Source organism: Acidithiobacillus sp. TH-A36, assembly GCF_057473445.1.
This window is the reverse complement of sequence record NZ_JBYCKP010000468.1, coordinates 1-14,695: the sequence shown is the minus strand read 5'-3', so window position 1 is coordinate 14,695 and position 14,695 is coordinate 1. Positions and strand designations below refer to the sequence as shown.

The 14,695-nt window shown below is 53.8% G+C and carries 17 protein-coding genes; 11 read left to right on the top strand and 6 right to left on the bottom strand.

What is annotated here, in order from left to right:
* From AC2VLY_RS12060 to AC2VLY_RS12050, 3 genes are all read left to right on the top strand, one after another.
* Window positions 1-350, top strand: a 350-nt coding sequence (locus AC2VLY_RS12060; RefSeq protein ID WP_486892312.1) for a hypothetical protein, incomplete at its 5' end; no start/stop codon positions are given.
* Between the two features lie 9 nt (window positions 351-359).
* On the top strand, window positions 360-686 hold the full coding sequence (locus AC2VLY_RS12055; protein WP_486892311.1) for a YbjQ family protein: 327 nt from the start codon (window positions 360-362) through the stop codon (window positions 684-686).
* A 217-nt stretch (window positions 687-903) separates the two neighbouring features.
* On the top strand, window positions 904-2,301 hold the full coding sequence (locus AC2VLY_RS12050) for an IS200/IS605 family accessory protein TnpB-related protein (protein ID WP_486892310.1): 1,398 nt from the start codon (window positions 904-906) through the stop codon (window positions 2,299-2,301).
* On the opposite strand, the gene AC2VLY_RS12045 is transcribed toward AC2VLY_RS12050, so the two are convergent.
* From AC2VLY_RS12045 to AC2VLY_RS12020, 6 genes are all read right to left on the bottom strand, one after another.
* Window positions 2,298-2,705, bottom strand: coding sequence for a hypothetical protein (locus AC2VLY_RS12045; protein ID WP_486892309.1), 408 nt, complete (start codon window positions 2,703-2,705; stop codon window positions 2,298-2,300). The two genes, AC2VLY_RS12050 and AC2VLY_RS12045, sit on opposite strands and share 4 nt — an antisense overlap.
* Before the next feature lie 114 nt (window positions 2,706-2,819).
* The gene (locus AC2VLY_RS12040; RefSeq protein WP_486922351.1) at window positions 2,820-3,248 is read right to left on the bottom strand and encodes a hypothetical protein; all 429 of its coding nucleotides are present in this window, start codon (window positions 3,246-3,248) and stop codon (window positions 2,820-2,822) included.
* Window positions 3,249-3,364: 116 nt separating this feature from the next.
* The gene (locus tag AC2VLY_RS12035; protein ID WP_486893582.1) at window positions 3,365-4,261 is read right to left on the bottom strand and encodes a YqaJ viral recombinase family nuclease; all 897 of its coding nucleotides are present in this window, start codon (window positions 4,259-4,261) and stop codon (window positions 3,365-3,367) included.
* 115 nt (window positions 4,262-4,376) lie between these two features.
* Window positions 4,377-4,868: a hypothetical protein gene (locus AC2VLY_RS12030; RefSeq protein ID WP_486893583.1), complete on the bottom strand. Its 492-nt coding sequence runs from the start codon at window positions 4,866-4,868 to the stop codon at window positions 4,377-4,379.
* A gap of 7 nt (window positions 4,869-4,875) precedes the next feature.
* Window positions 4,876-5,694, bottom strand: coding sequence for a DUF4942 domain-containing protein (locus AC2VLY_RS12025; RefSeq protein WP_486893584.1), 819 nt, complete (start codon window positions 5,692-5,694; stop codon window positions 4,876-4,878).
* A 439-nt stretch (window positions 5,695-6,133) separates the two neighbouring features.
* Complete coding sequence (locus tag AC2VLY_RS12020) at window positions 6,134-6,772, bottom strand: ERF family protein (RefSeq protein WP_486893585.1); 639 nt, start codon at window positions 6,770-6,772, stop codon at window positions 6,134-6,136.
* 189 nt (window positions 6,773-6,961) lie between these two features.
* On the opposite strand from AC2VLY_RS12020, the gene AC2VLY_RS12015 reads away from it, so the two are divergent.
* The 8 genes from AC2VLY_RS12015 to AC2VLY_RS11980 all read left to right on the top strand — a co-directional run.
* Window positions 6,962-8,125: a hypothetical protein gene (locus AC2VLY_RS12015; protein WP_486893587.1), complete on the top strand. Its 1,164-nt coding sequence runs from the start codon at window positions 6,962-6,964 to the stop codon at window positions 8,123-8,125.
* Between the two features lie 3 nt (window positions 8,126-8,128).
* Window positions 8,129-9,115 carry a hypothetical protein gene (locus AC2VLY_RS12010; protein ID WP_486893588.1) on the top strand — a complete coding sequence of 329 codons (987 nt, stop codon included), beginning with the start codon at window positions 8,129-8,131 and terminating at the stop codon, window positions 9,113-9,115.
* Window positions 9,116-9,368: 253 nt separating this feature from the next.
* The gene (locus AC2VLY_RS12005; protein WP_486893590.1) at window positions 9,369-9,803 is read left to right on the top strand and encodes a single-stranded DNA-binding protein; all 435 of its coding nucleotides are present in this window, start codon (window positions 9,369-9,371) and stop codon (window positions 9,801-9,803) included.
* A gap of 120 nt (window positions 9,804-9,923) precedes the next feature.
* The gene (locus AC2VLY_RS12000) at window positions 9,924-11,828 is read left to right on the top strand and encodes a type IV secretory system conjugative DNA transfer family protein (RefSeq protein WP_486893592.1); all 1,905 of its coding nucleotides are present in this window, start codon (window positions 9,924-9,926) and stop codon (window positions 11,826-11,828) included.
* Window positions 11,829-11,900: 72 nt separating this feature from the next.
* Entirely contained in the window at window positions 11,901-12,131 is a 231-nt protein-coding gene (locus AC2VLY_RS11995) for a hypothetical protein (protein ID WP_486893594.1), read from the top strand.
* Window positions 12,124-13,035, top strand: coding sequence for a hypothetical protein (locus AC2VLY_RS11990; RefSeq protein WP_486893596.1), 912 nt, complete (start codon window positions 12,124-12,126; stop codon window positions 13,033-13,035). The genes AC2VLY_RS11995 and AC2VLY_RS11990 overlap by 8 nt, the downstream gene beginning before the upstream one ends.
* Window positions 13,035-13,442, top strand: a complete 408-nt coding sequence (locus AC2VLY_RS11985; protein ID WP_486893598.1) for a hypothetical protein — start codon at window positions 13,035-13,037, stop codon at window positions 13,440-13,442. Before AC2VLY_RS11990 ends, AC2VLY_RS11985 begins: the two co-directional genes overlap by 1 nt.
* 15 nt (window positions 13,443-13,457) lie before the next feature.
* A partial coding sequence (locus AC2VLY_RS11980) for an HD domain-containing protein (protein WP_486922350.1) occupies window positions 13,458-14,695 on the top strand: 1,238 nt, incomplete at its 3' end.

Sequence of the window (14,695 nt, the reverse complement as noted above, 5' to 3'; positions counted from 1 at the left end):
TTCCTTGGGTGAAGGCAAGATCAACAGGAACACCAGTAACACAGGAATTACCGTATTCTGTAAAAAAACCGACAGAACGGGCATCTCCTGAAGCGTCCAAGATGCCGATGCAAGAGCGACCGCAGGACAGAGAGCCAGCCGAAAAGCCCGCAGAGAAACCCGTAGCACAGAAAGGTGAAGACCTGATGGCATTCACCATGGCCCATTTGCCAGAAGGCTGCACGCCCGATTTACAGGCTTGTGCGGAACGGTTCCCGCGATCCGTTCCTTACACCTTGAAAGAGCTGATCACGCTCAAGGGAATGCTCAAGGCACTGGACGAACAGGAAGCACAAACAGGCCAAATTTAAGGAGGTATCATGCTGATCGTTACCGACCCGTTAATTGCCGGGAAATCCGTGGAACAGACACTAGGAGCCGTTTTCGGTGTGGCCGTGCGTTCGCGCAGCGAAATGGGCAATTTTCTGGGGAAGATACGCGCTATTGCAGGCGGAAAAATGGGAGGGTATGAAAAGCTGGTGATGTCCGCCAATCAGGGGGCAGTTGCAGCCATGATCGCCCAGGCGGAACAGGCCGGAGCCAATGCCATAGTCAGCTTCCGATTCAGCACATCTTCCATGGGTGGCGGTGAGGAAGAGGAATTCATCCAGGTAACAGCCTACGGGACCGCCGTTGTTCTGCGCTAGGATCGCGCCCAAAGAAAAACCCCAATGCCAAAGCATAGGGGTTGGGGAAAGTCAGAACGACCAGTCGCATCCGCAGGGGATTTGACCATTTGCCCGCGCATTCCCCTTCCTAGGCCATAGGCCAGGAGGGGGTCAAGCGGACTGTTGGGTCTAGTCTGATGTTATCGGCATATATCGGTGTTTGATTACGAATCTGTCTATAGTGTAATATATAACCATGCACAAAGTCATTCGCACGGATCGCTGGTCACTGTCCGTCAGCCAGCAGCAGCGCAAGATGCTACAGGCAACCGTTGCCCTGTACCGGGATTATTGCCGTGCCCTGATCGGTGTGCTCTGGGTGCATTACCGCGAAGTGTCGAGTGGGCCGTTTCCGGTTGCCGCCGTGGAGCGACTGATCCATGCTACTCAAAAGAATCCTAACCCGAAGTACGCCTTTTTCGATCAACGCTTTCCCAAGTTTCCCGGCTATCTGCGCCGGGCCGCGATCATGGCGGCGTTGGGGCAGGTCTCCTCTTTCTCCACCCGCTATGATCGCTGGCAGGGCGGAAGCCGCCAGCGCCGTGACGCCCTGCCACCCCGTCGCACCGCAGACAACACCCTGAATCCGCCGCTCTATCGCGGCCAGTGTGTGCGCTTCGATGACGATTATCAGCACGCGGGAATCAAGGTCTGGTCCGGCACGGACTGGATCTGGACGACGCTCAAGATTACCGCCAAGCGGAACCGGCATGAGGCCTCGCAGAACAAGGCGCTTTCCCCGACGCTTTTGGCGGACGGCAAAGGGATTCAACTCGCCGTCCCATTTAAGGTTCCTGTGCAGTATCCGTCCAGAAAGTCCGTGCAGCGCGTCTGCGGGATTGATCTGGGCATCCGCACCACAGCAACCGCATCCATTGTCACAACAGACGGTACGGTCGTAGCCCGGCGATTCTTTCACCGGGGCGCGGACATCGACCGTCGTGACAAGGGGCTGATGCAGGTGCGTAACAAGGCCCGTCTGACGATGGGCAAAAGTGGCAAACTCAGTACGGGCTTCTGCAAGGCGATCTATCGCAAGGCCCGTCATCGCAATCTGGACATGGCGCAACGTCTGTCCAAAGCGATCGTCGCGTTTACCCAGAAGTACGGGGCAGAAGTCATCGTGCTCGAACATCTCAAGGGCTACAAACCCCGCGCCGGACGGAAAGGCTCTACACTCCGTCAACGCTTTCATGGCTGGCTGCATCGTCTGCTCGCGCAATGGATACAGACACGGGCGGAAGAACTGGGCCTGCTGGTCGAGTTCGTCAACCGGGCAGGAACATCGGAGTTCGCTTACGATGGCTCAGGCCCAGTTCGGCGTGATGGCCGCAACTGGTCCTGGGTGACATTCGCCACGGGTAAACGCTACCACGCTGACTTAAACGCCTGCTACAACATCGCTGCGCGATTCTTCGCCAAGATGCTGGGCTTGCGCCCTGCAAGGGGCATAACGGGCCGAAAGGCCCAGGCGTGTGTTCGCGGCAAAAGTTCCGCGACGCAACCGAGAACTCCGGTCACACTCTCGACCCTCTGGCAGCACGCGCAGGCCATGGTCGCAGAGCATGAAGCCCCGACTACAGCCTTGGCTTAGTCGTGGGAGAGTTCACGGATAGAGGCTGCAATGTCCGGGACGGGCTTTTCGGGCTGAACTGGCACGGGTTCCGGGATCGGGTCAACCGACTTTAGCAGTTTAATTGCGACATCGAGCTTACCTTGTTGTATCCCCCGCAGAATCCTATGGGCGGCATCTTTCAGGTCCACATCCGTATCAAACTGTGCGGAATATATTTCCGCATATTCGCCGCCGATCTTCTTGTGATACATATCGACGGCAGTGACACGCGGCTTGCTGTAGATCGAACCACCCATCTTCGTAGAAGGGCCGTAAAAAATAGCCGCATCTTTTGTGTCCTCTCTTATATGGGGGATTACAGTACCCCACACCTTTTGGGTGGGGCTGTTGTGCGCCTGGGCGATTTTAATAGTCACCATCATGGGGAATCTCCTTGAGTTTGAGTGAGTACCAAACACAAGAGGCTGGACAAAATCTATGGAATGGCACCCAAAGAAAAACCCCAGGCCAATGGCGAGGGGTTGGGGCAAGATAAGTCAGAACGACCAGTCGCATCCGCTGGGGATGCTACGAATAGATGCAGAAATGTCCGGGACGGGCTTTTTGGGCTGGACCGGATCCGAGATAGGATCAACTGGTTTTGTTTTCAGACTACCAACAACTCCGGGTATGTATCTATTCCCCTGAATACCGCGCAGAATTTTCTCTGCGACCTCATCTAGCCGTACATCAGTCTCGATGTTTTCGTAGTAGATCTCGGCATATTCTCCCCTGATTTTTTCATGCCACTTTTTCAGGGCTATATCACATGGCTTCATATAGACGGACCCTCCCCCGAACTTTGTAGAAGGTCCGTAAAAAATGGCCGCATCATTTGCGGGCTCGGTTATAGACGGGATTACAGCCCCCCACACTTTCTGTGTCGGGCTGTTCGCTGCCTCGGCAATTTTGACAGTCACCATCATGGGGAATCTCCTTGAGTTTGAGTGAGTACCAAACACAAGAGGCTGGACAAAATCTATGGAATGGCACCCAAAAAAAAACCCCAGGCCGAAGCGCGGGGTTGGGGGAAAGATAGGTATCAGGACGTTTTGCGGACAGTCTCGCGTGTGCTATCCGCCTTGCGGTAGGTATCCACAACGGATTCTGTAACATCCAGGTCTTTTAACAATCGGGGATAATCGACGGATCCCTTCGTATTTTTGCGGGAAACTTCAATCCCCGCCCCTTTGATACAGGCTTCTCCGGTTTTGGGAAGAAATGACAAGAGCTTTTCGCGCAATGCCTTTTCATTGGCCTTGAAGGACTCCATCATCTCCTGAAAATCGACCCATTCCGCAGCAGCCTCGGCAAAGCCAGATGGCAATGCGTCTGACACCAAGCCATCAAAGATGGTCCAGTCTTCTGCCTGAACAGCCTGCCAAAAGGCTTGCTCCCGCTCGATTAAGCGTTGCTGATAATCCTTATCGGGGAAAACCTCAAGGATGATCGGATTTTCCGCCTCTTCAGGCCGGTAAGTGGCATATAACAGCTTTTCTGCCCCACTCACCGCAAAAGCGTGCTGGATTTGACCCACATACTTTTCTGGAACCTTTCCGGACTTGGCCACTTCCCAATCCTTTATCCCAGGACACTTAATCTCCAGGAGCGTACTGCCATCCATGGAGATCCCATCTGCAGAAAGCCGCATCCAAGTGTGATTCTCGTGTTCGCCACAGATGGGAGAGAAAAACTCCCCGGTGATGCTACAGACCAGATCACGAGCAATGGGTTCTAAATCATGCCCGCGCTGCATAGTTTTGGCAGCGGCAGGATGGGGTGTTTCCGGTTTAGTGATGCCCGTTTTTTCCGTAAACAGGGTATAGGGCTTTTTGAATGGTGAAACCCCCATGATAATAGGCGCATCGGATCCACCCAGACCGCCCTTCCGCCAATCCAGCCATTCTGACGTGTTTTGTTCCAATGTAATGACATTCATGACTGCTCTCCTTGTATTGAGTGAGTACCAAACACAAGAGGCCGGACAAAAACTATGGAAACGCAGGCAACGGACAAAGAAAAACCCCAGGCCAATGGCGTGGGGTGGGGAAAAGTTAGAAAGCCCAGGGACAGGATCCCTGAATACTTCGCAAAGCAGCCATTAAATCCGGCGCGGATTCGGGTTCGGGATCTTTGGGAGCGTTACCGTTTTCACAATCCAGAATTTCTGGAATACCCATTGTGGTCATGAACTTCGGAAGACCCGTCAACACTTTTTCAGGGCTTGACGCTCTGTTGCGACCTTTCTCCAGAAAGGCAGTGATCTTCTTGGCCATCTCGTAGTAACTGCGATCCCCTATGGGATCCAGTCTGACGTTGCAGACTTCCCGGTACTCAGCGTCAGGTTCCAGTACGCGAGATCGGTACCGAGTGATGACCTCGTTACTGGTGTGTGCCCGGATATTGGCGTTTCCGTCAAGGATCCCACACCAGAATGATACGGCATCCATGGCAGATACCCCATCCAGCTTTCCCTCTTCAGAATACAAAACGCCATAAACACTACGGCATTTGTCTTCCCTGAAGCCGATTCTGATATGAATCATGCCCCCCCTATGCAGCCTTGCGGCCACTGGCAGCAGGAAGTACGCCTGGGAACGCTTTGGCAATCACCCGGTTGCATTGGTCCAGCAAAGGCAGGGCATTGTCTTTGAAAACAACGTGACCAGACCCCTTTTTATAGACCTTCATCGTAAAATACTGGGTATCTACGATTGGATCCTGCTGGGCCATCGCATCCGCGATAACGGCATACATACCGTGCCGATGTTCCGGGATAGGCTTTCCGTCATACACCGCCAGAACCCGAACCAGATCATCCAGCTCGTTGGCGACACTGTTGTTGACCATGCCGTAAGAATTAAGGACACGCTCAACAATCAGTTTTTTCTCCATCTTTACAGGATTGTTCGTCTTGTAATTCCAGGACAGCCGCCGGAAGAGATCAATCATCCCCTCTTCCATCATGTCAGCGCGTTTCTCATAGAGATCTGCGAAGGTTGATTTGATGGAATCCATCTCGAAAGGCGGTGTTTTGCCTTCCGAGATCAGATCACGCCACTGATCTCGCTTCGCCGCAGACATAAATGCCCGGATACCTGACTTTTCCATCAAGGCATCCCAGAATCCGGCGTCAACCTGCTGCATGGCGAGAACCATGGTGTCTTCAGGATCCTTCAGTGATGCAGAGTGCCACCTTCCGCCCGCCAAAAAACTCTCAAGAATGGAGTATTTCTTGGAAGTAACCGCCAGCTCCATGGAAATACCTTCAGCAAGATACTGGAACGCGACCAGAATCTTGGCCTGGATTTTGTTGCGGCTCTCAATCATTTCCGCTATTGATGCACTGATGATCATTTCACCGTTGTTCATGGTATTTCTCCTTAATTGAAAAAAACTGCCGAACCCCATGTTCAGCTTCATTACCGGAGATAAGTGGCTGGACAAAAAGTATGGATGGGCAGGCAAAGGACAAAGAAAAACCCCAAAGCCGAAGCGTTGGGGTAGGTGTTGTGTCGTGATAACAAGCTGAGTTCCAGCTTATTACCTTCTGTTCCCAGGGGTGACGTGCTCCCCGGCTTGCCAAATGCAGCAGGGGATCCAGTATCAGACGATACCGGAGCGGATGAGTGAACCGCGAATCCCAGCATAAATGCTGAAACCCGCGATTACGCAACCGCACATGACGATAGCCATTAGGCCACTCCTTTTCGGATGAATTCCGCAAATAAGTGGGTGGACAAAAAGTATGGAATGGCAGGCAAAGAAAAACCCCGATGCCGAAGCAAAGGGGTTGGGGTATGGTTAGAAATTACGCAGCAGAACGCCGTTCAGCAATAGCCTTTTCCAAGGTCTTCAAATCATCTCCGGTAAAATTCATCCGGCACCATTGCGTTGCGAAGTCGAGTTTTTCGACTGGAGACTTCTTGACCTTTTCCAAAGCGGATTCCAGTGATGGGCCTGTTTTGGCAGCTTCCCTCTTCTCTGAAGATGTTGCCGCAGCCTGCTGGGTCTGCTGCTGACGTGGCCGTTGTGCCTGCTGACGGACTGTATTGCCAGAAGATGCGGCATTACCGTCATCATCTTCTGGAGCAATGCCCAAAAGACCCATAAGCGCATAGCGGCGTGCGTATGTTACTGCACTGCCGTAACCCTGGGCGTCGTTTTTTGCCAGCGGAATCGTGGTAAGGATCTCTAGCGATTCCCCACTCTCCGCATGAATCAGTTGGGTTTTGACGGTGGCGCACGGCTTTTCTAACCGCTCGCCAGTATCCACCGGCGGTTGCATGAGCAGGATGCCAGCGTCCAGCAATGGCTGTCTTACTGCATCCAGCACGGAATCCAACGTCGCATATTGCGACTTATACATCGGGTTTTTGCCATCCTTGCGGACGGCGTTAAATCCTTTTTGGGCCTTTAACAATGCTGCAAACAATTTCTGATTTTCCATGACACATCTCCTGTTAAAAAATGCCGAACCCCATGTTCAGCTCTATTTCCGGAGATAAGTGGGTGGACAAGAAGTATGGAAACGCAGTCGGGTACCGCACGGATACAAAACAGATTTGTCTTGCATTGTTAAATACACTATTATTTTTTAATGCAACCCTTTGTCCTTGTCCTCACTGCGACCCCCGGAATGGCTCTCGCCCTGCGGCGGGTGCTGTCGAGCACGTCCAAGTATCACCCGAAGGTCATAGCGACCGGCGGTGCCCTGTTTCGGCACGCCAGCCCCACGGAATACCATCCCAAATGGGATAAATGGCGGGTGGAAGACCTGCCCTTGCTACCCGAACCACGATTCAGACCCAGAACCGGTACCACCGATAAAATCCGGGAATGCAAAGCGGCTATTGCTCGCTCTGACCGGGTAATCCTCGCGCCTCCCCCGGATCCCGCCGGGTTGATGGATCTGCGGATACTTATTGATTATGCGGGTTTTAATGGACCCGTCACGATCTGGGATACCACATCCTTGCGGGATACCGATCTGCTACAGGCCATTGCACACCCGCGCAAAGACGTAGCCCATTGGGTGCAGGTTGAAAAATTACGGGTTCATGCCGACTGGATCATCGGCCTGAACGGATCCCGCGCCATGACGCTTTCCAGGCGGGTGGCGACCGCCATCCCTGTCGGACGGGTATTGAGCGCCATGCTTTCTACGTTTCCCGTAAATGAAACGGGCCTATCCCGGCAATCCGAATCCGGAATGGATACGGCCATCTTGCAAGCCAGAATCCTGCGCGGATTTGGTTGTTCCCCGGAGAATGCGCTGATACTGCTCGCCCGTGCCTGGGAACGTGGCCAGATCACCTATCCGTTCGTCACATCAGGAAAAATCGCCCTTCTGGAAAAAGACCCAGTACCATCCGATCCGGTTTATGCCGCATTTCAGGGTACCGGATCCCGAAAAAACAGCCCGCAGCATCTTCTGGCTGACTGGCTCGAATCCTTGCGGGATGTCAGTCCTTGGGTGCAGGACGATGCCCTGAAATTGGCCGCACGAAATATCCAGTTGGGTTCTGCGCGAGGCCGCATGAACCATTTTACTCAACTGATTCGTCAGGGATGGGTGGACCCCGCCACCATGAAGCTGACGCCCCTGGGTCAGACCATTTATCAGAAATTACCCGAATCCCTTACTGATCTGGGAATGACGGTACTCTGGACGCAGGCATTGGATCGGCTGAGTCATAGCGAAAAAGGCGAAGAAACTGAGCTGGAAACCCGGCTCCTGGCGTTTCGCTCGTGGGCGGAAAAGTATGTCGTTGACCTGGTTTCCCTGTTGGGGAAAGGATAGAAAATGTCGCTTGTAAACAGCAGTCTCTCACAATATGGCTATGAAAAAGGGTTTTTGAATATCGGTTATGTCAGCGGTTATGCCCGTGACTTCAAGCGTACCGATTCAGGGGTTTTGCGTGGGAAAATACAGCAGACGCGGGATGTTTCCCGCATGGTGCCCGTTGAAAAACGAAACCCCAGAAGGATGAATATCAGGAACGAACAACCGGTCAAGCTGATCGGCAGGATTCGTTCCCGAAAAATCGTCTGGAACAATGGCAGGCAGGATGTCACGGACTATCACGCTTATCTGGATCCACTGGATGTGTCCTCGCCTTCAGTGATTGAAATGCCGACTTCCCTGGCCTGGTCAGACGCCATACAGAATCGGAAGGAAACGAAAACCGATGACTTCAATCCCTTTGCGCTGGCAGAAGGCAGCCATCGGGAAACCACCCTTCGGGAAGGGGCTAACCGGGTCAAGATCGCAGGCATTGTGGACCGGGTGCAATCCATTCTGCACGAGCATAATAACACCGTCATCGGCGTCGAAGTCTGGGTGCGACTGACAAGCAATCCCAACGCACTGATTCCAGTGCGAATGGTCAATGCGGCCATTGCCCAGTCCGTGCGCCGTGAACTGCGTATGGGCCGGCCTATCCTGGTGGATGGCAAGCTGCGTGCGCGGGATCTCAAGCGGATCGACGAAGATGGGCTGGAAGTGCCGACGGGTGAGCAGGTCGGGTACATCTGGTGCCGGACCATTCTCAATGCCCGCCGTGGTGTGGATATTCTGTCTATTCCACCGTGGATCAACGAAATCATGGACCGCTACCGGAATCCGGAAGCTGCATCGAGCGCGTCCACGGATACCGAATCCGCGCAGGATGCACAATCCGATCATCCGCATCACACGGTAAACGAATCACAGGAAACCGAAGAGGACGATGACGGTGATGCTGGACTTCCGCCATCAGGAAGTCTCTCGGATTTGGTGGACAATCTCTGATGTTTGGTAGGAGGCGCATTTCTGTTAGAATAACGGGGTGCCCGGCCTGTTGCCGGTGACGTGTAGAAAGGGTCGGAGGCAGCAATGCGTCCGATCCGACCCAAACCGTCAAAAGAATTTTCAGAAATTCAAAAAAATCTCCCGATTTTACCTCTCCGACTGCGCTTCCATACTTTTTGTCCACCCACTTATTTGCGGAACTACTCCGAGCATCCCGTTCGAGTTCTTTTTCTTTCTCAATAAGGAGAGTGTCATGAGTGGAGTTAATAAAGTAATTATTATGGGTCGTCTTGGACAAGATCCTGAAGTGCGGTACACCCCTGCTGGTACCTGTATCGCCAATTTCAACATTGCGACCTCTGAAAATTTCAAAGATCGTGAAGGGAATAAGCAGGAGCGCACTGAATGGCATCGAGTGGTGCTGTTTGGACGTTCCGCCGAAGTTGCTGGTGAATACCTGCGTAAAGGCAGTATGGCTTACATTGAAGGCCGTCTGCAGACCCGCAAGTGGACCGACAAGGAAGGTCAGGATCGTTACACCACAGAAATTGTGGGTGATCGGCTTCAGTTGGTTGGGGGTAAGTCTGATTCTCAGGAATCAGGTGCTTCTCATGCCTCTCACAAGGCTCCAGCCGAAAATACTCCGCCTCCTGCGGAAGATGATTTTGATGACCAGATTCCTTTCTGAATCAATGAATCATTTTTTCTTGCTGCTTGATACCCTTACGGGTTTCGAGCGTCCTTAACTTTCCCCCACCCCACTGCTTCGGCATTGGGGTTTTTCTTTTTTCTGCAGAGGATTTTTTGGATGGCAGACCGCGTAAATCTCAAGTTTGGTGGATCGAGCGACGCCTTATCTATGCTGGCTTTGGGGTCAGCGGTCTGGGCCTGCGGGCCTTACGTCCCAGGAACGCTGAATATCGACTGGAAAGTGGCCGCTGGGAGTCTCGCGGCAGTAGGTACCTTGCATCTGAGTAAGCGCATCGTCGAGTGGTACCACAATGGTCGTCATGTTCTCGATTCTAATCTGGAAATAGATTCCGCCGATCCCATTTTCCCGGTCAACCCGGAAGATCAGCCCCCGGATTCGGCCTTGCTGGGGTACATCACCAACTCTGGCCAACCATTCTGGATGCCGCTCGTATCCTCTGCAGGCTTTCGGGAAGCCGATCCATCCAATGATCACATGGCCATTCTGGGCATGTCCGGAATGGGCAAAACCGTTGCCGCCAATTTTCTCATGTATCAACAGCTCATCAACGGCGGCGGGATCCTTTTTGCCGACGGGAAAATAGACGAAAAAAACATCTCAAATCTCTGGAACCTGCTGAAATATACAGGGCGCGAGCACGATCTGGTGATTATCCATCCCGGTGATCCGTCCATCAGCAACCGTTACAATCCGTTGCTGTTTGGTGACGCCGATGAAGTCGCCTCACGCATCATGGCTACGGTCCCTCTGGCCACGGGCAATGCAGGTGCAGACTACTACCGCAAGTCCGCAACACAGGCGCTCATGGCCGTCATAGCCGCCCTGCAGCGGGGTGGCTATGCGTACACGGCAGCCGATCTGTCACTCTTGTTGAATAGCCCCACCGAACTCGACAAGCTCCCGAATCTTCCAGGGATACGGGGAACGTCGGAGGGCCGAACGGTCGCCCTTTTCATCAACCGCTTCCGGGTGCCCAACAAGGCTGGCGGCACGATGATCAACGTGGATAAGGTCAAGGATCTGTTCGGCGGTATCGGTGGCCGCCTGGGAATGATGGGATCGGGCAAATTTGGTGAGGTGGTGAACACCACCAAGCCTGACATCAGCATCTTTGAGTGCCTGACACAGAACAAAGTGGTCTATGTGCCCCTGCCCACCATGGGCAAGGAAGAAACTGCCTCGGACTTTGCCAAGCTGTTCATTGGGGATTACCGAACGGCATTGTCCTGGATACAGACTATGCCGGAAGAGCGCAGGCCGCGCCCCAGTACGCTGGTGTTTCTGGATGAACCGGGCTCGTATATCTCTGAGAACTGGGATCGCATCTTTGAACAGGCCCGATCTGCCCGACAAAGAATCGTGCTCTCTCCGCAAACCAAGGGGAACCTCGATACAATTTCGGATAATCTGTTCAACAAGGTGGTCGGCAACTGTGCCAACAAGATGTTCTTTGGCCTGGGCGATCAGGACTCGGCGGAATATGGTGCGGATTTCATCGGTAAGCATTTGGCGGTCTTGCGAACTCTGAATGAATCCTCTTCAGATTCGGCCAGTGAAGCCTCTACGGATCTGGCCGGCAGCGGAGCCGCGTCCGGCGGGGCGGGCACAGCTTATGGCGAGCGTGAACAGGAAATGTATCGCGTATCCGCTGATGATCTGAAAGCTCTGGATAAAGGCGAATGCCTGTTCACCCGTAACGGCAAGCACTATTACCACATCCGGGTACCCCTGCTGAATTTCTCTCCGGAGTTCAAAAAATGGGCGGGACCATTCCGGATCTGGGCACCGGAAGTGCCCAAACGCCCACGGCCCTATCGCAGTGATTACGGGCTGATGGACCGCATGGATGCCGTCATCAAGGCCGATGAGGAATACATCAAGTCCCAGTTCCCCAAGGCTCCACCCCCCAAGAAAGACAAAGAGCCGCAGGCGGGGGATACGCAGCAAGGTGAAGAAGCCAACAAGGGGAACGCACGGCGGCGGAAAGCCCCAGGCACATAACAGAGCCCTTGCACCCAGACATTTTCGCGGTTAGTGTTATAGTGTAAAACATTTGTTATTAGAGGATACGTTTTGGCCAAATCTCTGAAAGCATCCAACAAGCCGACGCCTAGCGAACGTCAGGCCGCCTGGCGGCATAGAGCCTTGGTGGATCCCGATGGCCTCAATCGCACGCGATTCCAGCTTTTTCTTTCCGCGCAGGCGACCACTACCCTGCTGGCATTGGTCCAAAAGACGGGGTGGACCAAGCGCCGGGTCGTGGAAGAGGCCTTGGCCGCATTGGGGAAAGGTTTTGATGTTTAGCCCGACGAATAAGGAGTATGGGGATGGCACCTACGGCGACTACCGGTTCCGCGAAAACGCTCGCGCATCACGCGGCGAAACACGCGCCGACGATAATGGCGAATCCGCATGCCGCCTTTCTGATCGGGATCGTGATTCTGATATTTTTACTGCTACTCTGGATACCAATTACCAGGGAGATATTGAGGGAGATTATTGGCAAGCTGTTGATTCCGGGCTTTTCGGCGATCTTCCAGATTTCACTGCGCTGGCTGATCAAGAAGATCAAGTGGATCGGGCAGGCGCACTATGTTCTGGGGAGGAACCTGCTTTCTTCCTATCGCAACATTCATCCCACCTTACAGAAACCAAAGAAGTAACCGCGCTACTGGAGGATCTGAGTCCGGAACAGGTGGTGGTCTTCCGGTTTCTGGCCACACAGGTTCGCTCGATTTTTCTGGTACGGATCAGCATGGCGAAAAAAGCCCGGCTGCTGGAATGGATGTTTTCAGCGGATACCCTGCTGGAAAATGCCGCGTTTGAGGACTGCTGCAATGTCCTGGATTGCCGCCCCTGGGTGATGCGTCTGAGAATCCATCTGGAGTTCTGGCGCAAGGATGTCCAGCTTTCGGAAAAGATCAAAGGGCTGATCGTCCCGGTACCCGAACGGATACTGGAAGAGGCCTATGCCCTGGCGGGCGATTCCGGTTCCTGGCTATTGCACCGGGTCTGGGAGTTTCCCGGTATTTCGAGTGAACGGTTATGCCGCCATTCGGATGACCGGGACGCTCTGGAGCGTCTGGATGAGGCGGGAATCCTGCTGGCTTCCTATCAACACTTCTGGTACTGCGTGGGGCACAGCCCACTGACCCGCGCAGGCCTGCCTCGTTCGCAAAGTTGGGCGAGTTTTTGGAGGAATTTTTGATGAACTCTTACCGAGCAGAAGATTATCGCGCAGCCTGGTTGGGCTTGCCGGTTTCGCACGCCCGTTTCGGCGGAGGCATTGTCATCGGTGCGGTGGCCAGCCGACCGGACCCCCTGGTGACGGTGCATTTCGCGTCGGGTTACAAAAAATCTTTCCGAAGCAGCGATGCACGTGCCGAACTGCGAAGCCTGTTGGGATTGGGCAGCTTCAATCCTTACGGATCCCATCCCGTAACGCTTCTGGAAAATCCTGCGAGGATGCAGAAAGCATTGGCAGATGCCCAGCGGCGGCATGAACGGCGCTACTGGGCACTGGAAACTGATCTTGAAGATCGTCTGCAAAGGGCTGCCGGCGTCTTCCAGACCCGCCCCCGGCCTCGCGTCGATTTCTCTGCCATAGCGTTTTAAGAAAAAGGGGGTATTGTGGCCGTACCCGTTCACCGACGCCTGATCTCGGCCACGGCAACCGTCGTGGGATTCTGGACTCTGGTGGCGTTGGGGGTGTCGTTTTTCTTTTTCAGCCACACCTTTTCTGACAACCTGCCCTTCCTTCTGGATCGTATCCTCTGGGTATTGGCTTGCATATTTGCCGCCATTGCCTTGCTGCTGTTCTGGGAAGCGGCAGAAGTTTTTGCGGTCACACTCGGATTGCGCCCGCAATCACGGCGCGGATTAAGCACCACAACCATCGGGATGTTGCCCCGATCCAGCGGTATCACGGCTCCGCAATCCCCCATTCCCCACAAGAAAAGGGCCGCACAACTGGATGCGGCCATCGCCAGGTTGCAACGCGACAAAGCAGAAACACAACTGGATAAACCGGCATTACGGCAATTCGCCCTGCAGCATAATAACCCCAGAACAGAACTGTTCTGGGCCATTTATGGGATTCTGGAAGAATCTGGCCTGCCCGCTTCGCCTTATCACGGATCCCACGGGGATGCGTCATTGCTGGAACATAGCCTGCGTGTAGCGGCGGCCATGGCCCGTGGCTGGGCCGAGATGGACCAGGCGGGCATCGAGGCGGTACGCGCAGGCGGGAAGGCTTCCAGTAAATCCTTTGATCGGGAAACCGCCATTCTTGCAGGTATGGCCCATGACATAGGCAAGGTACTTTGTTTTCGTAAGGACGGGGAAAACATTGAGGTCGTCGGCCTGCACGACATCGAGGGCAGCCGCCTGCTGGCCAGACTGGATGCCTTTTGGGAGCTGATGGATAGTCATGGGCAGCATGACAACTTTCTGCAGCGCATGTTGACGCAATCCATCTGTTTTTATCATCATGCCTACGCCTATCCCGGTTCGGGATACAAAAGAAACTTTATCCAGACCGATGAAGCTGTGGTGGATCTGATGCAGGCGATTCGCAAGGCGGATCTGGTCGCCGGCCAGATTGAAGGCCGTGCAGACGAAGTGGCGAACGACTATCAGGACAGCAATGATCTTCCGGAAAGGAAAATGGAAGAACAAATCTGGGAATCGTTCTTGTATCTGCTTTCCCATACCAATCTGATCAACCACAAAAGCCCGGAACAGCGTATCGGATACAAACAGGGCAATCTGGTTTTCCTGGCGGAAAAGCGGATACGCGCCCAGATATGTGCCCATCTTGGGCTCACGCGGGCGGACTACGTTGCCGATAATAACGGCAATCCGGGTCC